General features: G+C 72.7%; 16 protein-coding genes. 5 read left to right on the top strand and 11 right to left on the bottom strand.

Going from position 1 to position 25,012, the window contains the following annotated elements:
• Nucleotides 1-6: 6 nt before the first annotated feature.
• On the bottom strand, nt 7-2,538 hold the full coding sequence (locus tag ACFYWQ_RS10020; protein ID WP_389514622.1) for a VWA domain-containing protein: 2,532 nt from the start codon (nt 2,536-2,538) through the stop codon (nt 7-9).
• A complete protein-coding gene (locus ACFYWQ_RS10015) occupies nt 2,528-3,298 on the bottom strand; it encodes a hypothetical protein (protein WP_389514621.1) in 771 nt (256 codons plus the stop codon). Before ACFYWQ_RS10015 ends, ACFYWQ_RS10020 begins: the two co-directional genes overlap by 11 nt.
• Before the next feature lie 211 nt (nt 3,299-3,509).
• On the opposite strand from ACFYWQ_RS10015, the gene ACFYWQ_RS10010 reads away from it, so the two are divergent.
• On the top strand, nt 3,510-3,938 hold the full coding sequence (locus ACFYWQ_RS10010) for an OsmC family protein (RefSeq protein WP_389514620.1): 429 nt from the start codon (nt 3,510-3,512) through the stop codon (nt 3,936-3,938).
• Nucleotides 3,939-4,239: 301 nt separating this feature from the next.
• Nucleotides 4,240-6,117 carry a molecular chaperone DnaK gene (dnaK, locus tag ACFYWQ_RS10005; RefSeq protein WP_389514617.1) on the top strand — a complete coding sequence of 626 codons (1,878 nt, stop codon included), beginning with the start codon at nt 4,240-4,242 and terminating at the stop codon, nt 6,115-6,117.
• A 30-nt stretch (nt 6,118-6,147) separates the two neighbouring features.
• Here dnaK and narI read toward each other — a convergent pair whose 3' ends face one another.
• From narI to ACFYWQ_RS09970, 7 genes are all read right to left on the bottom strand, one after another.
• Nucleotides 6,148-6,870: a respiratory nitrate reductase subunit gamma gene (gene narI, locus ACFYWQ_RS10000; RefSeq protein ID WP_389514614.1), complete on the bottom strand. Its 723-nt coding sequence runs from the start codon at nt 6,868-6,870 to the stop codon at nt 6,148-6,150.
• On the bottom strand, nt 6,867-7,361 hold the full coding sequence (gene narJ / locus ACFYWQ_RS09995) for a nitrate reductase molybdenum cofactor assembly chaperone (protein ID WP_389514613.1): 495 nt from the start codon (nt 7,359-7,361) through the stop codon (nt 6,867-6,869). The genes narI and narJ overlap by 4 nt, the downstream gene beginning before the upstream one ends.
• Nucleotides 7,361-8,956 carry a nitrate reductase subunit beta gene (narH, locus tag ACFYWQ_RS09990; RefSeq protein ID WP_389514611.1) on the bottom strand — a complete coding sequence of 532 codons (1,596 nt, stop codon included), beginning with the start codon at nt 8,954-8,956 and terminating at the stop codon, nt 7,361-7,363. The genes narJ and narH overlap by 1 nt, the downstream gene beginning before the upstream one ends.
• The gene (locus ACFYWQ_RS09985; RefSeq protein ID WP_389514609.1) at nt 8,956-12,651 is read right to left on the bottom strand and encodes a nitrate reductase subunit alpha; all 3,696 of its coding nucleotides are present in this window, start codon (nt 12,649-12,651) and stop codon (nt 8,956-8,958) included. The genes narH and ACFYWQ_RS09985 overlap by 1 nt, the downstream gene beginning before the upstream one ends.
• Before the next feature lie 246 nt (nt 12,652-12,897).
• Nucleotides 12,898-13,716 (bottom strand): SAM-dependent methyltransferase, encoded by an 819-nt coding sequence (locus ACFYWQ_RS09980; RefSeq protein WP_389514607.1) that lies wholly within the window; start codon nt 13,714-13,716, stop codon nt 12,898-12,900.
• A 44-nt stretch (nt 13,717-13,760) separates the two neighbouring features.
• Entirely contained in the window at nt 13,761-14,624 is an 864-nt protein-coding gene (locus tag ACFYWQ_RS09975; RefSeq protein WP_389514606.1) for a helix-turn-helix domain-containing protein, read from the bottom strand.
• Between the two features lie 79 nt (nt 14,625-14,703).
• A complete protein-coding gene (locus ACFYWQ_RS09970; RefSeq protein ID WP_389514604.1) occupies nt 14,704-15,600 on the bottom strand; it encodes a helix-turn-helix domain-containing protein in 897 nt (298 codons plus the stop codon).
• A 176-nt stretch (nt 15,601-15,776) separates the two neighbouring features.
• Here ACFYWQ_RS09970 and ACFYWQ_RS09965 point away from each other — a divergent pair, with 176 nt between their 5' ends.
• The 3 genes from ACFYWQ_RS09965 (at nt 15,777) to ACFYWQ_RS09955 (ending at nt 19,050) form a co-directional block, all read left to right on the top strand.
• Entirely contained in the window at nt 15,777-16,082 is a 306-nt protein-coding gene (locus ACFYWQ_RS09965; protein WP_389514602.1) for a 4a-hydroxytetrahydrobiopterin dehydratase, read from the top strand.
• Between the two features lie 41 nt (nt 16,083-16,123).
• Nucleotides 16,124-16,885, top strand: coding sequence for a methyltransferase domain-containing protein (locus ACFYWQ_RS09960; protein ID WP_389514600.1), 762 nt, complete (start codon nt 16,124-16,126; stop codon nt 16,883-16,885).
• A gap of 263 nt (nt 16,886-17,148) precedes the next feature.
• Nucleotides 17,149-19,050, top strand: a complete 1,902-nt coding sequence (locus tag ACFYWQ_RS09955) for a rhamnogalacturonan lyase (protein WP_389514598.1) — start codon at nt 17,149-17,151, stop codon at nt 19,048-19,050.
• An 85-nt stretch (nt 19,051-19,135) separates the two neighbouring features.
• On the opposite strand, the gene ACFYWQ_RS09950 is transcribed toward ACFYWQ_RS09955, so the two are convergent.
• Nucleotides 19,136-21,805 carry a cellulose binding domain-containing protein gene (locus tag ACFYWQ_RS09950; RefSeq protein ID WP_389514596.1) on the bottom strand — a complete coding sequence of 890 codons (2,670 nt, stop codon included), beginning with the start codon at nt 21,803-21,805 and terminating at the stop codon, nt 19,136-19,138.
• A 166-nt stretch (nt 21,806-21,971) separates the two neighbouring features.
• Nucleotides 21,972-24,887, bottom strand: coding sequence for a glycoside hydrolase family 48 protein (locus ACFYWQ_RS09945; protein WP_389514594.1), 2,916 nt, complete (start codon nt 24,885-24,887; stop codon nt 21,972-21,974).
• Nucleotides 24,888-25,012 lie beyond the last annotated feature (125 nt).

Here is a 25,012-nt window from a genome sequence, read left to right as displayed (position 1 = left end):
GGGGACTCAGTGGCGGGCCCGGTGGCCGGAGCGGACCCGCCCGAAGGCGTTCATGACCTGGACCGCGGGTGCGGTGCCGCCCATGGCGGAGTCGGTGAACGCGATCGTGCTGCCCAGCGAGTCGGCCAGCGACATGAACTTGCGCAGGGTCACCTTGTCGTCCCGGAACTCGGGGGCGGGCAGGTGGGAGTAGGCGGCGTCCAGCGCGCGGAGATGGCCCTGGAGCCGTGCCTTGGCCGCCTCCCTGTCGTGCTCGTACAGGTCGTCCAGCGCGTGGAAGGTCACCTCGCTGGTCCACAGGCCGACCCCGTGCACCAGCACCGTCTCCGGCGCCAGGGTGGCGTCCAGCGCCAGGTCGATCTCGTGCCGGCGTCCCTGCCGGGCGAGGGTGTCCACGTACTGCACGGTCGCCCTGCCGAGGGAGGCCGTCTCCCGGTCCGCCGGTACCCGCACCTCCAGGACGACCCAGTACGTCTCGTCGAAGGCGAGGTCGGGCGCGAAGATCCTGATGCCCTTCTCGCCGGTGATGATGTCGGGCAGCGCCTCGGCACCGTAGTCGCTCCGGGCCCGGTCGGCGGCCTGCCGGGCCTCCTGGAACACCGCGGCGCGCTCCCGCGGATCGGTCACCGGGTCGTGCGCGTACACGTGCCGGATCTCCACCGCCGGGTCGATGTCCAGACGGAGCTGGAGGTCGATGGCGGCGAGATGGTCGCGCCGGTTCAGATCCCCCAGCAGGTCGGCCCGCACCTGCTCGGGCCGGGTGACGAAGGCCGAATGGCCGCCGGCCAGGCCGGCGAGCGCCGCCAGCTCCGGCATCCGCGCGTCCGAGCCGAAGCCGAAGCAGGACAGGGTGAGGTCGCCGCGGATCTTCGCGGCGATGTTGGTGCGGATCCTCACCCAGTCCCGTTCGCCCGACGTCGGATCGCCGTCGGAGAAGAGGTACAGGCAGTTCACGGAGCGTCCGCTCACCGCGTTGCGGCTGATCTCGTCGATGCCGTACTGCACCCCGAGGTTGATGTCCGTGCCGCCCTCGGCGTAGAGGGCGGACACGGCCGAGGTGAAGCGGCCGGAGCGTTCCAGCTCCTCCTTCGGCGCCGCGGGCAGCAGGGTCCGCACCCGGTGGTCGAAGGTGATGATGCCCAGGCAGTCGGCGGGCCGCAGCTGGGCGTAGATGGTGTGCAGGGCCGATCTGACGGTGTCGAGCTTCTCCCCGTGCATCGAGCTGCTGGTGTCCACGACGAAGACGAAGTTGACCGGCAGCGGCTGGGCGGCGGGGGCCGGGTCCGTCGGCGTCGGACCCGCCCTGAGGGCGACCTCGACGAAGTGCGTCGTCGCCTCGTTCGCCTTGAAGCCGCCGGTCACGGCGGCGAGTCCGTGACTGACGCCGAGGGCCTCTCCCGGCCCGGGGCCGGGCACCCCCGCGTCCCGGGACACCAGGAAGTCGTCGAACCGGATCTGGTCCTGCCCGACGATCACCCCCTGCTCGATGAGCTCCTTCACCCCGAGCACGGAGCGGGTGCCGAAGGCGTTGTTGCGACGGACGTAGAGGCCGTCGTGGGGGAGGGGGCGGGAGGTGTCGCGGGGGGCGGGGGGAGGGGTACGGGGAGGGGAACCGCCGATCCTGAGCGCGTCGAACGAGGGGGAAGGAGCGGAACGGCCGATGGAAGACCGGTGCTCCAGGGCCGCCGGAGGAGCCTGCAAGCGCTCTTCGTGCTCACTGCCGGGGCGACGCATCAGCCTGTCCCCCACCTTCCGCATCTTCGGCGCCGCCTCGTCGCCTGCCGTCAGCGGGGTGGTGTCGCCCAGGATGCGGCGGGAAAGGACGGGGAGATCGCCGTGCGGGCCGAGGACCATGTGACGTCGCGGCGGCCACCACGGGCGCAGGACGAGACCCTGCCGCAGCCAGTGCCAGAGCAGGGCGTCGGAACTGCCCGCGGGCGGAGACGTGAGACGGGGATGGACGACGACCGTGGGGACGTCCGGCGGACCGAGCCGCGCCGTGCTGAGGGCGCGGAGGCGCCAGACCTGGTGCATGCCCGTGATGACTTCCGTGCGGTGCAGACCCTGCGCCTGGGCGAACGCCAGGCAGTCCGCCTCCCGGGACCGGTGCCGGAGGCGCGGGAGCCGCACCCGCGCCTCCGGGCGCGGCCAGTCGGCGAGCAGGAACGCCGGCTCGGCCGGCGGCGGTCCGGGCACCGGCCTCGGCGCGGTCCCGTCGGCCTCGCACATCACCAGGACGGTCCGGGCGCGCAGGAGGTGCCACAGCACACCGTCGGGCTGCGGGGCCGTCGCCGGGGGTTCGTCGCCGGCGTGGACGAGGACCGCGGCGCCGGGGTGCGCCGCCAGGTGGGCCTCGACCTCCTCGGGCGTCCGGGCGATCACGGGCGGGGCCGGTAACCCGGGCCACAGGGGATGCCGCAGCGCCGCCGGACCGCTCGCGTCGAACGTCGCGGCATCGATGTGCGGCCCCACGTACAGCACCGCCGGTCTCGTGGCGGAGCCGCCGCCCCCGCTCCCGTCCCCCGTCTCAGTCCGCATGAACATCCTCCGTACTCCGTGTGGGAAGCGGACACCGCGTCTCGAAGCGGGTCCGGGTGAGCATCCCGTCGTCGAACATGTTCTCGGCCCGCAGGCGGCGCAGCCATGCGTCCAGGTCGGCGCTGAGTCCTGTGTTCTCCTCCGCCAGCCGCACCGCCCGGTCACGCCGGACCGGGTCGTTGGCGAGCAGCAGGAGCATGATCTTCAGGGCGAGGCCGTGCGGACTGCGCGCGTCGAGCGTCAGGGCCTCGTCGGTGTACCCGGAGGCCACCTGGAGGTTGCCGCGGGCCAGGGCGATCCGGGCTTTCCAGTACCAGAACGCCTCCGACTCCCGGTCCAGGTGCGAGGCCTCCAGCGCGCGTTCCGCCGCGTCCGGCTCACCCCGCTCCACATGCCTGCGGACGGTGGTCAGCGACCGCACGGCACCGTCGGCGGGGGCGGGCCGGGCGCCGCCCCGGGTCATCCGGGCCGCGAGGAAGAGCACGGCCAGCAGGAACAGCAGGAGCATCCCGACCAGCACGACGAACTGCCGGACGCCCTTGCTCTCGGCCAGCGTGGCGAAGATTCCGAGGATCGCGACGGCGAAGGTGAGCACGATGACGGCGCCGAAGAGCGCGGTCGCCTGGGTCGCGGTGAGCGCGCGGAACATCCGGTTGCGGATGATGTCGCGCACGAAGTCCCGGTAGAGCAGGTACAGCACACCGAGTGCGACCCCACCAAATCCCGCGATCCCCCCGAGGACTTGGAAGAGTTCGAGCATGGAAGGGACTGTAGGGCCTCGCCGCCGTGCCCGTCAGGAGTTCCGTCGGCTGTGATCCGTCGGTGGCTGTGATCCGTCGGTGGCCGTGATCCGTCGTCGTCGCGTCCGGTGTCCGTGGCGTGCGGCGGGCCGAGGTGTGATCGGATGGGGCCGGGCACCCGGCGACGGGACCGCCCGGCCGTCATCGTCCGTCTGGGAAAGGAAATCCGCCGTGGCCACCACGCGCTCCGCACACACCGTCTGGGAAGGCAGCCTGACCGAGGGCAACGGTGTCATCGCCTTCGACTCCTCCGGGGCCATCGGCGAGCAGCCCGTGACCTGGGCCGCCCGCAGCCAGGAGGCCAACGGGAAGACCAGCCCCGAGGAGCTGATCGCGGCCGCCCACTCCAGTTGCTTCTCGATGGCCTTCTCGCACGCCCTCACCGGCGCGGGCAACCCGCCCACCAAGCTCGTCACCTCGGCCGACGTCACCTTCCAGCCGGGTGAGGGCATCACCGGCATCCACCTGACCGTGGAGGGCACCGTGCCCGGCCTCGACGAGGAGGCGTTCGTCGCCGCCGCCGAGGACGCCAAGGTCAACTGCCCGGTCAGCCAGGCCCTGAAGGCCGTACCGATCACGCTGTCGGCGAAGCTCGCCTGAGCCGGTCCGGCACGGCATCCCCCGGGGGGGGGGGGGGGGGGGGGGGGGGGGGGGGGGGGCCCCCCCCCCCCGCCCCCCCCCCCCCCCCCCCCCCCCCCCGCCCCCCCCCCCCCCCCCCCGGGCCCCCCGGCCCCCCCCCCCGCCCCCCCGCGCCCCCCGCCCGGCCCGCCCCCCCCCCCCCCCCCCCCCCCCCCCCCCCCCCCCCCCGTCCGGGTTCCCGCCCGCTCCCATTGACAGGAGCCCGCGCACGTTCTGTGCTGGAAGTCCAGAGCGCGGGGCTCCCTGGCGGAAGGGGACAGCGATGGGACGTCCGGTCGGTGTCGATCTCGGCACCACGAACTCGGTGGTGGCCGTCCTGGAGGGCGGCGAGCCCACGGTCATCGCCAACGCGGAGGGCGCCAGGACCACACCGTCGGTCGTGGCCTTCGCCAAGAACGGCGAGGTGCTCGTCGGCGAGGTCGCCAAGCGGCAGGCCGTGACCAACGTCGACCGCACCGCCCGCTCGGTCAAGCGCCACATGGGCGACGCGCACTGGCGCTTCCCGGACCGGGGCGACGTGGACGGCACCCGGTACCGCGCCCAGGAGCTGTCCGCCCGCGTCCTCCAGAAACTGAAGCGGGACGCCGAGTCCTACCTCGGCGAGGACGTCACCGACGCGGTGATCACGGTGCCCGCCTACTTCGACGACGCCCAGCGGCAGGCCACGAAGGAGGCCGGGGAGATCGCCGGCCTGAAGGTCCTGCGGATCATCAACGAGCCCACCGCCGCCGCCCTCGCCTACGGCCTCGACCGGGGCGAGGAGCAGACCGTCCTCGTCTTCGACCTCGGCGGCGGCACCTTCGACGTCTCCCTCCTGGAGATCGGCGACGGCGTCATCGAGGTCAAGGCCACCAACGGCGACACCCACCTCGGCGGGGACGACTGGGACCAGCGGATCGTCGAGCACCTGGTGAAGAAGTTCAAAGGACAGTACGGCATCGACCTCGGCACCGACCGGATGGCGCTGCAACGGCTGCGCGAGGGCGCCGAGAAGGCGAAGATCGAGCTGTCCAGCTCCTCCGAGACGACGATCAACCTCCCCTACGTCACCGCCACCGCCGAGGGCCCCCTCCACCTCGACGAGAAACTGACCCGCGCCCAGTTCCAGGAGCTCACGGCCGACCTGCTGGACCGCTGCCGCAGGCCCTTCCACCAGGCCGTCGAGGACGCGGGCGTCAAGCTGTCCGCGATCGACCACGTCATCCTCGTCGGCGGCTCGACCCGGATGCCCGCCGTGACGGAGCTGGTGCGGGAGCTGACCGGCAAGGACCCGCACAAGGGCGTCAACCCCGACGAGGTGGTGGCCGTCGGCGCCGCCCTCCAGGCGGGCGTCCTGCGCGGCGACGTCAAGGACGTGCTGCTCCTCGACGTCACCCCGCTGTCCCTCGGCATCGAGACCAAGGGCGGCATCATGACGAAGCTGATCGAGCGCAACACCACGATCCCCACCCGCCGTTCGGAGATCTTCACCACCGCCGCCGACAACCAGCCCTCGGTCGGCATCCAGGTCTACCAGGGCGAACGCGAGATCGCCGCGTACAACAAGAAGCTCGGCGTCTTCGACCTGACGGGCCTGCCGCCGGCCCCGCGCGGGGTACCGCAGATCGAGGTGGCCTTCGACATCGACGCCAACGGGATCATGCACGTCTCCGCCAAGGACCTCGCCACCGGCCGGGAGCAGAAGATGACGGTGACCGGCGGCTCGGCGCTCCCGAAGGACGACATCGACCGCATGATGCGGGAGGCCGAGCAGTACGCCGAGGAGGACCGCAAGCGCCGGGAGGGGGCCGAGACCCGCAACCAGGCCGAGCAACTCGTCTACCAGACGGAGAAGTTCCTCCGCGACAACGCCGACCGGATCCCCGCCGACACCCGGTCCGAGGTCGAGTCGGCCGCCGCCGAGCTGAAGGCCCTGCTGGAGCGGAACGCCGACACGGCGGCCCTGCGCGACGGCGTCGACAAGCTCGCCACGGTCAGCCAGCGCATGGGCCAGGCGATGTACGAGCAGGCCGGGCGGCAGCCGACGGCCGACGGCACCGGGCACGGCGGCCCGCCCCGGGACGAGGACACCGTCGTGGACGCGGAGATCGTCGACGACGACAAGGACACCGGCCGGGACGCCCGCGGCCCGGCCGCGTAGCAGCCGGCCGGCCGGCCCGGAGCCGGGCTCCTACGACCCGGCCCGCTCCCAGCCCCGCCGGTCCGGGCGCGGCCCCAGCCGCTCGGGGTCGCGCGAGCGGTAGACGACGTACGGCCGGAACAGGTACTGCACCGGCGCGCTGAACATGTGCACCAGCCGGGTGTACGGCACCAGCGCGATCAGCACCATGCCCACCACGGCGTGCACCCGGTACAGCACCGGCACGCCCGCCATCGCTCCGGTGTCCGGGCTGAGCGTGAACAGGCTGCGCGACCAGGGCGCGAGGGAGGTCCGGTAGTCGTAGCCGGTGCCGGAGGAGTGGGCGAGCTTGGCGGCCATGCCCAGCACGATCGCGGCGAGCAGCACCAGGTACATGAGCTTGTCGTTGGCGGTCGTCGCGCGGAACACGGGCGCGTTCGTGCGGCGCCGGTAGACCAGGGCCGCGATCCCGGCGACCGCGAGCGCCCCGGCCGCCGTGCCGCCGTACAGCGAGAACAGGTGGTAGGCCCGCTCGTCCACGCCGAGCGCGTCCGTCCACGACTCCGGCACGAACAGCCCGATCAGATGGCCGGCGAGGACGAACAGGATGCCGTAGTGGAACACCGGGGAGGCGATGTTCAGCAGCTTCGACTCGTACACCTGGGAGGACCGGCTCGTCCAGCCGAACCGGTCGTAGCGGTGCCGCCACACCAGCCCGGCGACCAGGAGCACGAACGCGACGTAGGGCAGGACGCCCCAGAGGAAGAAGGTCATCGGCGGGCTCCGGCGGGTGCGGGCGGCAGGGTGGCGCACACCGCGTCCAGCACGCACGCGTACGGCGTGCCGGCGGCGGTGAGCCGGGAGCGCAGCCGCTCCAGGGCGTCGCGGTGCTCGACGAGCGGCCCGGTGTCGCCGGTGCGCGAGGTGAACTCCAGGACCGCGGGCAGGAAGTCGGGCAGTTCCTCCCCGGTGAACTCCAGGCCGTGGGCCCGGTAGAGGTCCTTGAACCGGACCAGCGACATCCCGCGCCGCCGGGTGTCGCCGTCGCTCCACCAGCTCAGGTACAGGCTGTGCCGGTTCCTGAAGTCGAAGACCTCCACGTAGTGCGCCTGGAGGTCCCGCTGCGGCGTCACGGCCGCGTGGTCGGTGAACCCCCGCAGCTGCGGGGCCGCCTCGCGCAGCAGCGGCAGCCGGGCCCGGAAGTCGTCGTCCGGGTAGGTCAGGCAGAGCGCCGCCGCCTGGTACAGCACCTCGAAACCGGGCATCAGACCTCCCTCTCGTCGTCCGCGGTCTGCCGTCTGCGCAGGATGTGGAAGTTCTCCACCGGCACCAGCGGCAGCCTCCTGCGTCCGGAGTCCTGCCCGAACGGCCCGTCGCCGCCCATGCCGGGCCCGCCGTCGTGGTCGAGGCTGCACGCGTCGGGCAGCGCCGACTCCTCCAGCCGCCGGGCGTCGCCGACGGCCGCGGTGGGGATCACGTACCGCTCGTCGTACTTGGCGATGGCCAGCAGCCGGTACATGTCCTCGACCTCCTCGGGCCGCATGCCGACGGCGGCCGCGACGCCCGGGTCGGGCTCCTCGCCGAGGTTGACCGCCCGCATGTGGGAGCGCATCGCGGCGAGCTTCTCCAGACAGGCCCGCACCGGGGCGGTGTCGCCCGCGGTGAACAGCTCCGCCAGGTACTCCAGCGGGATGCGCAGCGTGTCGATCGCCCCGAAGAGGTTGCCCAGGTCCTCGCCGTCGTGGCCGGTCTCCGTCAGCGCGTCCACCACCGGCGACAGCGGCGGGATGTACCAGACCATCGGCAGGGTCCGGTACTCCGGGTGCAGCGGCAGCGCCACCCGGTACGTGGAGACCAGCGCGTGCACGGGGGAGCGGCGGGCCGCCTCCAGCCAGTCGTACGGGATCCCCGCCCGCTCGGCGGCCCGCCGCACGCCCGGATCCTCCGGGTCGAGGAACACGTCCAACTGGGCCCGGTACAGGTCCTGTTCGTCCGGGACGGACGCGGCGGCCGTCACCTTGTCGGCGTCGTACAGCACCACGCCCAGGTACCGCAGCCGCCCCACGCAGGTCTCCGAGCAGACCGTCGGCAGGCCCGCCTCCAGACGCGGGTAGCACAGCGTGCACTTCTCCGCCTTGCCGGTGCGGTGGTTGAAGTACACCTTCTTGTACGGGCATCCGGTCACGCACATCCGCCAGCCCCGGCAGCGGTCCTGGTCGACCAGGACGATGCCGTCCTCGGTGCGCTTGTACATCGCGCCGGACGGACAGGACGCCACGCACGACGGGTTCAGGCAGTGCTCGCAGATGCGCGGCAGGTAGAACATGAACGTCTGCTCGTAGGCGAACCGCACCTTGTCGGAGGCCTGCCGGCGGGTGCGCTCGACCATCGGGTCCAGCTCGCCGTACGCGGGGGCGCCGCCGAGGTCGTCGTCCCAGTTCGACGACCACTCGATCTCCATCGGCCTGCCGTCCAGCTGGGAGACGGGCCGCGCGACGGGGTAGTCGTCGCCGAGCGGGGCGTCGGTGAGGGTGCGGTAGTCGTACGTCCAGGGCTCGTAGTAGTCCTTGATCTCCGGGAGCCTGGGGTTGGCGAAGATCCCGGCGAGCTTGCGCAGCCGCCCGCCCGCCTTCGGCCGCAGCGCACCGCGCCGGTTCAGCTCCCAGCCGCCGCGCCACCGCTCCTGGTCCTCGTAGCGGCGCGGGTACCCCTGGCCGGGGCGGGTCTCGACGTTGTTGAACCAGACGTACTCCATGCCGCGCCGGTTGGTCCACGTCTGCTTGCAGGTGACCGAGCAGGTGTGGCAGCCGATGCACTTGTCGAGGTTCATCACCATCGCGATCTGGGCCATCGGGCGCATCAGTACTCGACCTCCTGGGTGCGGCGGCGGATCACCGTCACCTCGTCGCGCTGGTTGCCGGTCGGCCCCAGGTAGTTGAACGCCCAGGACAACTGGGCGTAGCCGCCGATGAGATGGGTCGGTTTGAGCAGGAGGCGGGTGAGCGAGTTGTGGATCCCGCCGCGCATCCCGGTCGTCTCCGCGCGCGGGACGCCCACCGTGCGCTCCTGCGCGTGGTGCATGTACACCGTGCCGGCCGGCATGCGGTGCGAGACGACCGCGCGGGCCACGACCACCCCGTTGCGGTTGACCGCCTCGACCCAGTCGTCGTCCCGCACACCGATGGCGTCCGCGTCCCGCGGGGACATCCAGATGTTCTGGCCGCCGCGGGACAGGGAGAGCATGAACAGGTTGTCCTGGTACTCGGAGTGGATCGACCACTTGCTGTGCGGCGTGAGGTAGCGGACCGTCACCTCGCGGTGGCCGTCCGGACCGAGACGGGGTTCGCCGAACAGCCTGTTCATGTCCAGCGGCGGCCGGTACACCGGGAGCGCCTCGCCCAGCTCGTGGATCCAGTCGTGGTCGAGGAAGAAGTGCTGCCGTCCGGTGAGGGTGTGCCACGGCTTGCCGTGCTCGGTGTTGAGGGTGAACGCCGTGTACCGGCGGCCGCCCGCCTCGCTGCCCGACCACTCCGGCGACGTGATCACCGGTACCGGCGCCGCCTGCGTGTCCGCGTACGTGACCCGTCGGCCCTCGTGCTCGGCGGCCAGGTGGGCCATGTCCCGTCCGGTGCGCTCGGCCAGCGTGCGGAAGCCCTGGACGGCGAGGCGGCCGTTGGTCGTGCCCGACAGGGCGAGGACCGTGTTCGCCGCCTTCACCGCCGTGTCCAGCAGGGGGCGTCCGTCGGCCGGGCCGCCGCGCACCGCGCCGTTCAGCTCCCGCAGCCGCGCGACCTCCTCGTCCGGGCGCAGGGTGACGCCCTTGGTGGCCAGGCCCAGCTCCTCCGCCAGCGGTCCCAGCGCCGCGAACTTCGCGCCCACCGCCGTGTAGTCCCGCTCCACGACCGTCAGGTGCGGCAGCGTCCTGCCCGGCACCGGGTCGCACTCGCCGCGCTTCCAGTCCCGGACGACCCCGCCGGGCTGGGCGGTCTCCCCGGGGGTGTCGTGCTGCAACGGCGACGCCACCAGGTCCCGGCGCACGCCCAGATGGTCCACGGCCAGCTCGCTCAGCCGCTCCGCCAGCGCCTTGAACGTCTCGAAGTCGGTGCGCGCCTGCCACGGCGGGTCCACAGCGGGGGTGAAGGCGTGCACGTACGGGTGCAGGTCGGTCGACGACAGGTCGTGCTTCTCGTACCAGGTCGCCGCCGGCAGGACCACGTCCGACAGCAGCGTGGAGGAGGTCTGCCGGAAGTCCAGCGACAGCAGCAGGTCGAGCTTGCCCTCGGGCGCCTCCTCGCGCCAGGTCACGTCCCGGGGCCGCACCGCCTCGGGCGCCTCCTCGGCGCGCAGCGAGGAGTGCGTGCCCAGCAGGTGCCGGGTGAAGTACTCGGCGCCCTTGGCCGACGAGCCGAGCAGATTGGCCCGCCACAGGGTCAGCACGCGCGGCCAGTTCTCCGGCGCGTCCGGGTCCTCGCAGGCGAACCGCAGCGTCCCGGCGCGCAGCCCGGCCACCGCCCCGGCCACCGGGTCGCCGGACGCCTCGCCCAGCTCCAGCGGGTTGCGGTCGAACGTCGGGTACGACGGCATCCACCCCGCCCGCGCCGACAGGGCGACGCAGTCCGCGGCCGTCATGCCCCGCAGCCGCCCCTCGCCCAGCGGGGAGGCCAGCACGTCGGCCGTGAACCGGTCGTAGCGCCACTGGTCGGTGTGCAGGAACCAGTACGCGGTGCCGATCATCTGCCGGGGCGGGCGCGCCCAGTCGGAGGCGGCGGCCAGCGTCGCCCAGCCGGTCAGCGGCCGGCACTTCTCCTGGCCCACGTAGTGCGCCCAGCCGCCCCCGTTGCGGCCCTGGCAGCCCGTCAGCTGGAGCAGGGCGAGGAAGGCGCGGTAGATGGTCTCGGAGTGGAACCAGTGGTTGGTGCCGGCGCCCATCAGGATCATGCAGCGGCCCTTCGACCGCTCCGCCGTGCGCGCGAACTCCCGGGCGATCCGCACGCAGGCGGCCGCCGGGACGGAGGTGTGCGCCTGCTGCCAGGCGGGGGTGCCGGGGGCGTCCGCGTCCTCGTACGACGCGGGCCAGCGGCCGGGCAGACCGGGCCGTCCCACGCCGTACTGCGCGAGCAGCAGGTCGAAGACCGTGGTGACCAGGGGACCGTCCGGACCGCCGAGCCGCACGGCCGGCACCCCCCGCCGGACGACGTCCCCGCGCCCCTGCCCGTGCTCCCCGCCCTCGGTGTCGAAGCGGGGCAGCAGCACCTCGACGCCCTCGGCGCCCTCGTGGCCGAAGAGGCTCAGCCGGGGCCGGACGTCCCCCAGGCCGAGGTTCCAGCGGCCCTTGCCGGCCTCCGTCCAGCGGAAGCCGAGGGAGCCGTTCGGGACCACCGCCCGGCCGGTCGCGCCGTCCAGGACGACCGTCTTCCACTCGGCGCCCTCCTCGCCGTCCCCGAGGTCGGCGGCGCGCAGGAACTTCGCCGGCACCCACGCGCCGTCCCGCCCGGTCAGCGTCACCAGGAACGGCAGGTCCGTGAACCGCTCCACGTACTCGGTGAAGAACGGCGTCTCGCGGTCGACGAAGAACTCCTTGAGGACCACATGGCCCATCGCCAGCGCGAGCGCCCCGTCCGTGCCGGGGTGCGGGTGCAGCCACTCGTCGGCGAACTTGGCGTTGTCGGCGTAGTCGGGCGCCACGACCACGACCTTCTGGCCGCGGTACCGGGCCTCCGCCATCCAGTGCGCGTCCGGGGTGCGGGTCACCGGGACGTTCGAGCCCCACATCACCAGGTACGCCGCGTCCCACCAGTCGCCCGACTCCGGGACGTCCGTCTGGTCGCCGAAGACCTGCGGGGAGGCGACGGGCAGATCGGCGTACCAGTCGTAGAACGACAGCATCGGCGCGCCGATCAGCGCGTGGAAGCGGGCGCCGGCCGCGTGGGAGACCATCGACATCGCGGGGATGGGGGAGAACCCGGCGATGCGGTCGGGGCCGTACGCCTTGATGGTGTGGACGTGGGCGGCGGCGACGAGTTCCACGGCCTCGTCCCAGTCCGCCCGCACCATGCCGCCCTTGCCGCGCGCCCGCTGGTAGTGGCGGCGGCGCCCGGGGTCGCTCTGGATGTCCGCCCAGGCCAGCACCGGGTCTCGCAGCCGCCGCTTGGCCTCCCGGTACATCTCCAGCAGCACGCCCCGCACGTACGGGTGGCGGACCCGGGTCGGCGAGTAGGTGTACCAGGAGAACGCGGCGCCGCGCGGGCAGCCCCGGGGCTCGTACTCGGGCCGGTCCGGGCCCACCGACGGATAGTCCGTCTCCTGCGTCTCCCAGGTGATGATGCCGTCCTTGACGTACACCTTCCAGCGGCAGGAACCGGTGCAGTTCACGCCGTGCGTGGAGTTCACGACCTTGTCGTGGCTCCACCGGTCCCGGTAGAACGCGTCCGCCTCCCGGCCGCCGGCCAGCCCGACGCTGTGCAGGTCGGGGGCGGTCGTGCCGGGCCGGAAGAACCGGCCGAGGCGCAGCAGGGCCGCGCCCGGCTCGGCGGGCGGTGTCCGCGTGTCGGTCACGTGCGCTCCCTTGCTCGCCCCGTGTCTCGAACCTAGGGGCGGGCGCGGGAGCGCACCCGTTCACGGCGCCCGTACGGGTCACCCGGCAGGGGCGCGCCGAGGGCACGCGGTACCGGGCGCGTCAGGGCACGCGGTACCGGCGCCCGTACGGGTCACCCGGCAGGGGCGCGCCGAGGGCACGCGGTACCGGCGCCTCTGCGGGTCACCCGGTACCGGCGCCCCTACGGGTCACCCGGTACCGGTGCCTCAGGGCTTGCGGGCGACCCCCGCGTACACCGGCACGATGCCCTCGGCCTGGACGGCCACGTCCTCCGGCTCCGGCCGCCAGCCCGAGACCGGGATGACACCCGGGCCCAGCAGCTCCAGGCCCTCGAAGAAGCGGGAGAACTCCGCCAGCGAGCGCGGGTGGAAGGGGGTGCCGCTCTGCCGGAAGCTGTCCGCCGCCTTCGCGATGGCCTCCGGGTTCAGATCGGGGGTGACCTGCGACAGGATCAGGTGACTGCCCGGCGCGAGCGCCGCCACGTACGTCCGGAGCAGCCCGTACACGTCGTCGCCGGCCGGGTCGTCGTCCAGGTAGTGGGTGAGCGCCACCAGCGACAGGGCGACCGGCCGGCCGAGGTCCAGGGACTCGGCCGCCCGGCCCAGCAGGGTGTCCAGGTCGCGGACGTCGGCGTGCACGTACCGGGTGGACCCCTCGGGGGAACCGTGCAGCAGCGCCTCCGCGTGCCGCAGCACGATCGGGTCGTTGTCCGCGTACACCACCCGCGACTCCGGGGCCACGCCCTGCGCCACCTGGTGCAGGTTGGGCTCGGTGGGGATGCCGGTCCCGATGTCCAGGAACTGGCGCACCCCGGCCTCGGCGACGGCCCGCACGGCCCGGTGCATGAACCGGCGGTTGGCGCGCGCCCCGCGCACCACCGTGCCGTCCACGGCGAGGATCCGCCGGGCCAGCTGCTCGTCCACGGGGTAGTTGTCCTTGCCGCCCAGCCACCAGTCGTACACGCGCGCCGGATGCGGCCTGCTGGTGTCGACGCGGACGGGTGCTGCGGACTCGGATCCGGTCATGCGCGGTCTTCTCCTGGTGGTGGGGTCGGTGGTGACGGCCGTGCTCACACGCTTCCGCGGAGCTCCCGCAGCAGCGTGACGGTGCGCTGTGTCGACGAGGCGTGCGCCGTCATGTGGTCGAGGACCTCCAGGTGCAGGGAGACCTCCTTGCGCGAGTCGAGGTACAGGGCGCCGGACAGGTACTCGGTGACGACCATGTCCGGCAGCTCGGGCTCGGCGAAGCGGAAGAGCGAGAACGGCGCGGACGTCCCCGGGTGCGGGCCGTCGGCCAGCTCGGCGACCTGCAACGTGATCCGGTCCCGGTCGGCGAACTCCAGCAGCTTGTCGAACTGCTCGTACATCACCGAGGGGTCGACGCCCACCGGGCGGCGCAGCACGGTCTCGTCCATCACCACCCACAGGTGCGGCGGGTTCGGGCCGTCCAGCAGCCGCTGCCGGGCCATGCGCAGCGACACGTGCCGCTCGATCGCCTCCGGGCTCCTCCGCCCGACCGTCCCGGCCTCCAGCACGGCCCGCGCGTACGCCTCGGTCTGCAACAGGCCCGGCACGAAGTGCGGTTCGTACGAGCGGATCATCCGTGCCGCGCCCTCCAGGCTCACGTACAGGCTGAACCACTCCGGGAGCACGTCGTGGAAGCGCTGCCACCAGCCGGGCCGGTTCGCCTCCTCGGCGAGCGCGACGAACGCGGCGGTCTCCTCCTCGGACACCCCGTACGTCTCCAGCAGCACCTGCACGTACGGGATCTTCAGCGCGACCTCGGCCGTCTCCATGCGCCGCACGGTCGCCTGGGCCACGCGCAGCGCGCGGGCCGCCTCGTCCCGGCCGACACCGGCCGCCTCGCGCAGCTCCTGAAGCCGTCTGCCGAGTACCACCTGGCCCACTGTGGGCGCGGGCCGTCGTTCACTCACGCCACGTCTCCCCTACGTGTCGAGGCACGCGGGCCAGTGTGCCATGCCGCGGCGGCGCTGCCACACGAACCACGGCGGCTCAGCCGGACAGCGCGCGCAGGTACGCGGCCGTCGCCGGGTCGGCCGGGAGGAACGTCTCGATGGCCAGTTCGGCGACGGTCACGTCCATGGGGGTGTTGAACGTGGAGATGGAGGAGACGAACGACAGCGTCCGCCCCCCGTGCTCGATCCGCAGCGGCAGCGCGACGTACGGCACCGGCCCGTCCGGCCCGTCCGGCCCGTCCGGCCCGTCCGGCCCGTCCGGCCCGTCCGGCCCGTCCGGTTCGCACGGGTCGGCGGTCTCCGGCACCGGGTAGGCGGCGACCTCCTCGTACAGCTCCCGCAGCGGGGCGGAGCGGCGCAGGGCGATCTGGCGCTCCATCTGGGCCAGCAGGTGCCGCCGCCACTGCGGCAGGTTGCGGATGCGGGGCGCGAGGCCCCGCGGGTGGAGGGTCAGGCGCATCGCGTTCAGCGGCGGCGTGAGCAGGGACTCGGCGACGCCCTCCAGCAGCATGGTGATCCCGCGGTTGGCCGCCTGCACGGTGTACAGGGCGTCCACCACCAGCGCCGGGTACGGCTCGTAGCCCCGGAGCAGGCGCTCCACGCCCGCGCGCAGCCCGTGCAGCGCCGGGTCGTCCCACGGGGTCTCGCGGTAGCGCGGGGCGTAGCCCGCCGCCAGCAGCAGCGCGTTGCGCTCGCGCACCGGGACGTCGAGGTGCTCGGCGAGCCGCAGCACCATCTCCTCACTGGGCCGGGAGCGGCCGGTCTCGACGAAGCTGATGTGCCGGGCCGAGGAGTCCGCGCGCAGGGCCAGCTCCAGCTGGCTGAGCCGCCGCCGTTCCCGCCAGGCCCGCAGCAGCGGACCCGCGCCCAGGCCGGACGGGACGGCGGGGGAGGAGGCGGCGGGGGAGCCGGTGCCGGTCTCGACGGTCGTCATGCCGGTGACCGTAGCCGAGGGGCGGCGTCCCGTACGAGGCGTACGGGACGGCCCGGCCACGGCGCCGACGGGCAGGCGTGGCCCGCCGGACGTCCGGGAACCCTCTGACCAGGGCCGCCACGCCTCTCCTGTGGCAGGCTGGACAGGTACGCGACACCCCTGAAGGGAGCCGGCGCATGGCCGTGGAACCGCTGTCGCAGGAGGAGATCGAGGACCGGCTGGCCGAGCTGCCCGGCTGGTCCTACGACGCCGGCCGCCTCACCCGCGCCTACCGGCTCGCCTCCCACTTCGCCGCCGCCGCCCTGGTCGTCCACGTGGCGCAGGTCCAGGACGAGCTCGACCACCACTCCGACCTCACCCTCGGCTACCGCACGGTGTCCGTCGCCGTGCACACGCACAGCGCGGGCGGCGCCGTCACCGAGCTCGACTTCCGGCTCGCCCGCCGGGTGGAGGACCTCGCCCCGGGCCACGGGGCCCACTGACCCGCGCGACGGACCGGACGGAGCGGAGACGGGGAGCGGGCGTGCTGGACTACGAAGAGGAAGCCGGACGCTACGACGCCTCCCGCGGCGGCGAGCCCCGGGCGGCCGCCGCCGCGGAGGCCGTCCTCGGCCTGATCCCGGCCCCGGCCCGCAGTCTGCTCGACGTCGCCTGCGGCACGGGCATCGTCACCCGCAGGCTGGCGGCCGGACGCGACGGCCTGCGGGTGACCGGCGTCGACCTGGCGTCCGAGATGGTCCGCCAGGCCGCCGTACGCCTGCCCGGCGCCGTCGTCCGCTCCGACAGCCGCCGACTGCCCTTCCGCGCCGACGCGTTCGACGCGGTCAGCAGCGTCTGGCTGCTGCACCTGCCGGAGGCCGACGCGGACGTGCGCCGGATCGTCGGCGAGTGCGCCCGGGTGCTGCGGCCCGGCGGTGTCTGGGTCACCACGGTCGACAAGGCCGCCGCGCACAACGTCGGCAGCGACATCGACGCCGTCCTCGCCTCCCGGCCGCCCCGGGCCGCCCGCGACGAGGCGTCCCGCGTCGAGGCCCACGCCGTCGCGTGCGGCCTGGTCCCGGCCGGGCGGGCCCGCTTCCCCGGCCGGGGACAGGGCCGCTCGCCGCGCCGTACGGTCGCCGACCTGCGGCGCGGCTGGTTCGTCACGCTGCCGCCCGGGGAGCCGCTGGCGGACCGGTTCGCCGAGCGGCTGGCCCGGCTCCCCGACCAGGACCGCCCCCGCCCGGACCCCGTGTTCACCCTCCGCGCGTTCCGCAAACCGGCCGCGCAGCCGGACGAGGCCTGACCCCGGTGCCCGGCGCCCCGCGGAGTGTTCCGGGCCGCCGGTTGCCGCACGGCGGGCTCTCGTGGAGTGTTCCGGCCGCCGGTTGCCGCGCCGCCAGGCCCCGCGGAACGCTCCGCCCCCACCTCGCCGTGCCGCCGGCCCCGACCGGCGCGACGGCACCGTCACCTCCCGGACGGCAACCCGCCGTACCCCGGCAACCCCGCGCCCCCCGGCGGCAACTGACGGGTGACAACCTGTCCGCCCCCCGCCGGGAGGTACCCCCCGTGCAGCACCCGCACCCGCACCCGCCGCCGCGTCCGGTTCCGCACCGCAAACGGCGCCGCGGCGCGGTCCTCGCCGCCGCGGCCGCCGTGACCGCGCTGGTCGCGGCCGGTCTCACCACCCTCTCCACGGACATCGCCGAGGCGGCCACGGCCCGCCAGGTCGAGGCCCTCGACCGCGGTGTCGTGAGCGTGCACACCGACAGCGGCAACCTGGTCAGCTGGCGCTGGCTGGGCACCGACCCGGACGACATCTCCTTCAACGTCTACCGGGCCGGCACCAAGGTCAACTCCACCCCGATCACCGGCTCCACCAACTACTTCCACTCCGGCGCGCCCGCCCAGGCCGACTACACGGTCCGCGCGATCGTGGGCGGCGTGGAACAGTCCGACTCCGTGCACGCGGTCCAACTCCGTTCCGGCTACACGGACGTGCCCATCACCGCCCCCACCGGCGGCACCACCCCCGACGGCGTCGCCTACACCTACGAGGCCAACGACGCCTCCGTCGCCGACCTCGACGGCGACGGGGCACTGGACTTCGTACTGAAGTGGCAGCCGACGAACGCCAAGGACAACTCGCAGTCCGGCTACACCGGCAGTACCGTCATCGACGGCATCAAGCTCGACGGCACCCGCCTGTGGCGCATCGACCTGGGCCGCAACATCCGCTCCGGCGCCCACTACACGCAGTTCCAGGCGTACGACTACGACGGCGACGGCAGGGCCGAGGTGGCCATGAAGACCGCCGACGGCACGGTCGACGGCACCGGCGCGGTCATCGGCAGCTCGTCCGTCGACTACCGCAACTCCAGCGGCTACGTCCTGTCCGGCCCCGAGTACCTGACCATGTTCGACGGGGAGACCGGCAAGGCCCTGGGCACGGTCGACTACGTCCCGGCCCGCGGCACGGTCTCGTCGTGGGGCGACTCCTACGGCAACCGCGTCGACCGCTTCCTCGCGGGCACCGCGTACCTGGACGGCGTCCGCCCGTCGCTGATCATGGCGCGCGGTTACTACACCCGCACGGTGATCGCGGCCTGGGACTGGCGGAACGGCGCCTTCACCCGCCGCTGGACCTTCGACACCAACTCCTCCACCAACACGGGCAAGGGGTACGACGGCCAGGGCTCGCACAGCCTGTCCGTCGGGGACGTCGACAGCGACGGCAAGGACGAGATCGTCTACGGCGCGATGGCCGTCGACGACAACGGGAACGGCCTGTGGACCACGAAGACCGGCCACGGTGACGCCCAGCACCTGGGCGACCTGGACCCGTCGACGTCGGGCCTGGAGTACTTCAAGGTCTCGGAGTCGACCTCCCAGCCGGCCGAGCTGTACATCGACCCGGCGACCGGCGCGATCCGCTGGCAGCTGTCGGCGTGCTGCGACAACGGCCGGGGCGTCGCCGGCGACATCTACGCCGGCAACGACGGCGCCGAGGTCTGGTCGGCCTCCGACACGTACATCCGCGACGAGGCCGGCGCCACCAAGGGCCGCGAGCCGTCCTCCGTCAACTTCCTGTCCTGGTGGGACGGCGACACCGTGCGCGAACTCCTCGACGGCACGAACATCGACAAGTACGGCACCTCCTCCGACACCCGCCTGCTGACCGGCTCCGGCGTCCACTCCAACAACAGCACCAAGGCCACGCCGTCCCTCTCCGGCGACATCCTCGGCGACTGGCGCGAGGAGGTCGTCTGGCCGACGACGAACAACACGGCCCTGCGGATCTACTCGACCCCGATCGAGACCAGCACCAAGATCACGACCCTGCTGCACGACACGATGTACCGCACCGGCCTCGCCTGGCAGAACACCGCCTACAACCAGCCCCCGCACCCGAGCTTCTTCCTCGGCGACGGGATGGCCACGGCCCCGCGGCCGGCGGTCTACACCCCCTGACCGCACAGGGGCGCGTGCCGCATCCGGCACGCGCCCCCTTCGGGTCGGCCGACCGTGCAGGGTCAGCAGACCAGACCCTGCACGGTCAGCTCACCGTGCAGCTCTGCTCGCCCAGCTTGAACGCCGCCGGTTCCGCGTTCGTCCCCGACCAGCTCCCGGTGAAGCCGAAGCCCACCGACGAGCCCGCCGCCACGTTCGCGTTCCAGCCGACGTTCGTCGCCGTCACCGCCGCACCCGACTGGGTGTGCGCGGCGTTCCAGATCTGCGAGACGGTCTGCCCGTTCGGGAACGTCCAGCCGAGGCTCCAGCCGGACCACGCGCTCGTCCCCGTGTTGGTGAGCTTCACGTCCGCCTGGAAACCGCCCGACCACTGGTTGACGATGCTGTACGTCACGGCGCAGGCGCCCGTCGGCGTCGGATCCGTACCGCCGCCGCCGTCCCCGCCGCCGTCCCCGCCCCCGGTGTCGGAGGTGTCGCCGTAGACGACGCCGCGGCCGTTGGTCGAGACGTAGACCCGGCCGTAGACCCTCGGGTCGCCGGTGATCGCCGCGCCGGTCCAGCCCCACTGGTGGGCGTCGTCGTTGATCCTGGTCCAGGTGGCGCCCTGGTCCGTGGAGCGGAAGATGCCGCGCACGCCGGCGATCTTCGCGCTGGTGTAGAGGGTCTGGTAGGACGCCCCGGACGCGGCCTTGCCGAAGCCGATCGTGTCGGCCTGTTCGACGTTCGACAGCTTGGCGAAGGTCGCGCCGCCGTCGGTGGAGTGCCACAGCCCGTACGCCCCGTCGCTCGCCCCGCCGGCCAGCCACACGTCGCCCTCCACCCCGGGCAGCGCCTTGAACCGCACGCTGTCACCGCTGGGCAGGCCCGTCGCCGAGGACGCGGTGAAGGTCGCGCCGCCGTCCGTGCTGACGTAGAACTTCCCCGACTTGAAGCCGTAGAAGGTCAACGGGTCGACGCGGTCCGACTCCACGGTCGCGCCGGCCGGGATGCCGCTCGACGCCGACCACGACGAGCCGAAACCGGTGGTGTACTGGACGCCCGTGCCCGCCGGGCTCCACACGAAGCGGCTCCCGTCCGCGGCCGCGGCCACGGTCCCGCCGCCGCTCACGCCCGAGGGGTCCGTCCCCGCGAACCAGTTGGCGCCGTTGTCCGTCGAGAACGCCACGTGCGGTCCCGAGTCCAGGTTGCCGACCCGCACCACCGTGTTCGGGTTGGACTCGGCGAAGTCCAGGCTCGTCGTCGACGTGAAGTTCGGCGAGGTGAACATCATCGACGGGACCGTCGTCAGGTCCGTGTGCCGGAACCCGCCGACGTCACCGAGGGCGCTCAGCAGCGGCGCCCCGGACGGCGGGGAGGCGAGGTCGTTGACCGCGGTCTCCTCCAGGCCCCGCACCATCGGCTTGATGGTGAACTGGGAGCCGCTGTCCCAGTTCGTGAGGTTCTCCGTGCCGTAGACCGTCGCCCCCGTCCCGTACATCATCCGGTTCGAGTCGAACGGGTCGATCTCCAGCGACTCCGTCATCCACCCCAGCTTCGGCGTCTGCTCGGGCGGCGAGGGGTTCGCGCCCCAGGTCAGCCAGGGCGAGGAGGAGACGTCCATTGTGTAGCGGTTGGCGCGGTTGGGGTACGAGGTGTAGTCCCACGCCTTCGTCCAGGTGCCGCCGCTGTCCGTGGAGCGGAAGATCTGGGTGTCCGGCCACCAGGAGCTGTAGGCGGTGGCCATGACGGTGCCGGGGTTCTGCCGGTCGACGGTCAGCCCGCTGAAACCGTAGTAGGTGTCGGCCTCCGCCACCGGGCTGATGTCCGTCCAGGTGCCGGTCGCCGTCGCGTACCGGAACAGCCGGCCCTTGCCGCCGTCGTAGGGGCCGCCCTTGTCGCTGTAGGCGAGGTAGAGGTAGCCGTTCTCCGCGTCGAGCACGCCCTTGTGCGCCAGGTAGCCGGTGGGCTGACCGGCCAGCCTGCTCCAGGTCGCGCCCCCGTCCGTCGACCGGTACACCGCGTTCTGGAGGTCCGCCACCCCGACGTAGATCGTCTGCGTGGCGGTGCCGGAGCCGCCCGTGGACTCGTCGAAGGTGACCCAGACGATGCCCTGCTTGTCGCTCGCGTAGCCGGAGGTGTCGGTCGCGTCCTGGACGTAGTTGCCGACGTTGGGGAAGTTCGTCACCTGCGACCAGGTGACGCCCGAGTCGGTCGACCGCCACAGGCCCTTGCCGCTGGGCGCGCCCAGGTAGAGCACGCTGTTGCGGTTCGGGTCCACCGCGAGCCGCTCGCCCATGCCCCGGCCGGGCATGTTGCCGCCCAGCTTGAACGGCAGGTCCGTCTTCTGCCAGCTCGCGCCCCGGTCGGCGGAGCGCAGCACGGCGCCGTTGCCCGGGTCCCAGCTGTTGGTGTACGTGCCGACGGCGGCGTAGACGTTGTCCGGGTCGACGGAGTCGGAGGCCAGGCTCACCACGCCCGTGTGCCCCCAGTCCGCCCAGCCGACCGAGTCCAGCAGCGGTGTCCACGTCTGGGTCGACTCCGCCCAGCGGTAGGCGCCGCCGATGTCGGTGCGCGCGTAGGCGAGGTCCTTCTCGGTGCGGTTGAAGACGATCCCGGGGACGAAGCCGCCGCCGTCGATCCGGGCGTTCTTCCAGGTGTACGACTCTGCCGCCACGGTGACGTCCGGGCCGGTGTCGGCCGCCAGTGCGGGCGGGGTGCCCGCGAGCAGGCCGGCGGCGAGCGCCAGGACGGCGGTCAGGATGCGGGTTCTTCGCACGGTGGGGTCCTTCCTCGTGAGGCCATGTGGAGCCATGGGGGGAGGAGGTGCGGGGAGGAGGTGCGAGGAGCAGGTGCGCCGAGCGGGTGCGGGGAGGAGCGACGACCGGGCGGTCCCCTGTGCGGTGGGGACCGCCCGGCGCGGTACGCGAAGCCTTAGCGGGGGCTTATTCGAGAAGCTCCGCGTACGAGCCCATGGCCAGGGCGATGTCCGCCTGGGCCCAGAACCGGTGGTACGTGAACACGGGCGCGGCTCCGCCCGCGAGATAGCTCTCGATCGTCGACCAGTTCGGGTCGTCCTCGTAGAAGGACCTGATCGAGTCGAAGGTCGAGGAGGAGTTCACCGCGTCGCCGTTCGGCATGGTGCCGGTCCAGCCGCTCGGGACGTACACGGCGTCGTCGAAGCGGTTGTAGTCGGCGCGGGTCTCCGGGACGGCGATGCCCAGGCTGTCCTGGTGGTTGTCCCACATGCCGTCGAGGAGGGCCTTGGCCGTCGTCGCGGCCTCGGTGTCACCGGAGCGGTCGGCGTAGTACGTCAGGGTCTTGGCGTACGCGGCGGCCACACCGACGTCGTTGGTGTAGTCGGCGACGGTGACGTGCAGCCCGCTGTTGGCCCCCGGGCTGGCGGCGTTCCAGGTGTCGGGCTGGCCCGACCACTGGAGCGTGGAGGGGATCAGATAGGTGCCGTCCGGGTTCACGGTGGTCTCGGACAGCGCCCAGTCGACCCACTTGTCGAGGACCGTCTTGGCGTCCGCGTCGCCGGTCTGCTGGTAGTACTCGGCGACCCGCTCCATCGACCACGCCTGGAAGCCGAACCACTGGTTGGACGGCGGGTCGTGGTAGACGGGCTGCTGGTCGTAGTACATGCCGTAGAACGTCGACGTGCCGGCCGGCGGGGTCGCGTAGCGGCCCGCCCAGCTGTTGGTCGCGCCGCCCGCGATGGCGCCCTCGGACGACTGGAGCCAGCGGTAGAACTCCAGCTGCCGGTCCAGCGACTGGGCCCAGTCCGCCTGGCCCGTCGCCGACTTGGGCTTCAGGTCGGCGTAGCTGCTGAGCGCGTAGGCGGCCAGCGGGTTCTGGTAGCCGCCGTGGGTGTGGCTGGAGCCGATCCGCCAGGCCCATCCGGCGCTGGTGTCGGTGGCGCCGCCCCAGGCGTAGTACCAGGACAGCAGGTAGTGCGAGGCGTCCTTGCCGGTGCCCGCGGGGCAGGCGGAGGTGCCGACGCAGTTGCCGACCTTCTTGAAGTACTTGTCGTACATCGCGTAGCGCAGGTAGTCGCCCATCTTGGCCGCCTTGGCGACGGTGGCCGAGACCTGGCTGCCCTGGCCCTGCTGCTCGGCCCAGACGTCCGCCCAGTACGCGGCCTGCACGGCCCGGGCGTCGGCGTCCGGCGCGTTGGTGAACTTCCACTGCTTGGCGTAGGAGGCGTCACCGGTGAACAGGTCCAGGTACCCGTTCGTCCCGCCGTACGTGAAGTTGTCGCAGGTCGGCTGGGGCACCGTCTCCCACACCGACTCCTGCGCGCCGCGCTGGAAGGTGTTGATGTAGGAGGGGCCGGTGTCGGAGGGACCGGCCTCGCACTTGCCGGGCGAGTTGCCGTAGCCGTAGACGTTGTCGACGTCCTGGAGCCAGTGCATGCCGTAGACGTCGTCCGTGCCGTACGCGGTCTCCAGCTCGGCGGCGATCGGGTCCGTGCCCACCGCCACCGTCCCGTCCAGCTGCGCCGGGTACTCCTGCGGCGTGTCCAGTTCCGGCGCGTAGGTCGCCGGCTTGGACGCGTTGTAGAAGGAGTTCGTCGGCTGGTCGGCGTGGGTGGGGATCATGTACTTCTCCATGATCTCCCAGGCGCCGTTGAACCGGGTCCAGTCGCCCGTGACCTTGCCGTACATGGCCTGGAGCCACAGCAGGTAGCTGTAGGCCTCCGAGGTGGTCTCGTGACCGTGGTCGGGGGCCTCGACGATCAGCGTCTCCACCGAGTGGTAGGGGATGCCCTCGGGGGAGAAGTAGCCGTTCGCCGGGTCGGTGATCTTGCCGTAGAGCTCCAGGAAGCGGGCGTCGTACTCCTGCGACGCGGCGATCTGGGTGACGGTGACCGAGGCCTTCGCGTGCCCGGTGGCCGTCGACTCGAAGGTCGCCGAGCCGGTGCCGGACGCGTCGCCCGTGATGGTCACCTTCTGGGCGGTGCTCCAGTTCGACGGCGTGAAGGTGAGGCTCGCGCCGCCGGTCACCGTCAGGCCCGTGTTCCCGCTCGTCCGGGCGGTCGTCACGGTCACGTTCGCCGACGGCTGCGTCGACAGCTTCACCTCGTACGAACCCGTCGCGCCCTGCTGCACGGCGAGCTGGGTTGCCGAGGCGACCACGGCCGGTCCCGAGGCGACCGTGATGCCGACCGGCGCGGAGGACGCGGACGCGCCCAGGCTGTCGTACGCCTTCGCCAGCAGGGAATGACTGCCCACGGTCAAGCCAGAGGCGGAGAGCGAGAACGGCGCGCTGGTGTCGGTGCCGAGCAGGGCCGTGTCGTCGTAGAACTCGACCTTGGTGACGGTCGCGCCGTCGGCGGCCGCCGCGGTGGCCGCGAGCGGCACCGCGTCGCCCTGGGTGTAGACGGCACCGGCCGCCGGGCTGGTCAGCACGGTGACGGGGGGCTGGTGGGCGCCGGTGCACACGGTGCCGTTGACGGAGAAGCTCGTGGGAGCGGCGTTGGTGCCGCTGTAGGTGAACTGAGCGCCCGCGGTGACCGCCGCGCCGGCGGCGACCGTCCCGTTGTACGAGGCGTTGTTCACGGTGATCTGCTGACCGGACTGCGACCAGGTGCCGTTCCAGCCGTTGGTCAGCTTCTGGTTGCCCGTGTAGGCGTACGTCAGGGTCCAGCCGCTGATCGGGTCCGTGCCCCGGTTGGTGAGGGTCAGTTCGGCGGTGAAGCCGGAGCCCCAGTCGTTGGTCTTGTAGTCCACGCTGCACTGGACCGCCGCCGCCTGGGCGGGGGTCGTGCCGGTGGTCAGCATGGCCACGGGAAGCGTGAGGGCCGCCACGACGGCGGTCCACAGGCGCCGCGCCGCGCGGCGTCTGCGTGAGGGATCCATGGTGCTGGTTCCTCCTTGCGGCTCGGAGAAGGGGGAGGAGCAACAAGCCTTGAACCAGTGGGAGCGCTCCCATAGTGGAGAGGGGGTGGAGTGCGGTCAAGGTGCTTGAAGAGTCGAAAAGATTC

Source organism: Streptomyces sp. NPDC003247, from assembly GCF_042888135.1.
Classification (GTDB): domain Bacteria; phylum Actinomycetota; class Actinomycetes; order Streptomycetales; family Streptomycetaceae; genus Streptomyces.
The sequence above is the reverse complement of the archived record's forward strand: the minus strand, read 5'-3'. Positions and strand labels throughout refer to the sequence as shown.

Bases quoted from the DNA above. Each gene is read 5' to 3' on its own strand.
- ACFYWQ_RS10020 (WP_389514622.1), bottom strand. From the start codon at position 2,538: ATGCGGACTGAGACGGGGGACGGGAGCGGGGGCGGCGGCTCCGCCACG.
- ACFYWQ_RS10015 (WP_389514621.1), bottom strand. From the start codon at position 3,298: ATGCTCGAACTCTTCCAAGTCCTCGGGGGGATCGCGGGATTTGGTGGG.
- dnaK (WP_389514617.1), top strand. From the start codon at position 4,240: ATGGGACGTCCGGTCGGTGTCGATCTCGGCACCACGAACTCGGTGGTG.
- narI (WP_389514614.1), bottom strand. From the start codon at position 6,870: ATGACCTTCTTCCTCTGGGGCGTCCTGCCCTACGTCGCGTTCGTGCTC.
- narJ (WP_389514613.1), bottom strand. From the start codon at position 7,361: ATGCCCGGTTTCGAGGTGCTGTACCAGGCGGCGGCGCTCTGCCTGACC.
- narH (WP_389514611.1), bottom strand. From the start codon at position 8,956: ATGCGCCCGATGGCCCAGATCGCGATGGTGATGAACCTCGACAAGTGC.
- ACFYWQ_RS09980 (WP_389514607.1), bottom strand. From the start codon at position 13,716: ATGACCGGATCCGAGTCCGCAGCACCCGTCCGCGTCGACACCAGCAGG.
- ACFYWQ_RS09970 (WP_389514604.1), bottom strand. From the start codon at position 15,600: ATGACGACCGTCGAGACCGGCACCGGCTCCCCCGCCGCCTCCTCCCCC.
- ACFYWQ_RS09965 (WP_389514602.1), top strand. From the start codon at position 15,777: ATGGCCGTGGAACCGCTGTCGCAGGAGGAGATCGAGGACCGGCTGGCC.
- ACFYWQ_RS09945 (WP_389514594.1), bottom strand. From the start codon at position 24,887: ATGGATCCCTCACGCAGACGCCGCGCGGCGCGGCGCCTGTGGACCGCC.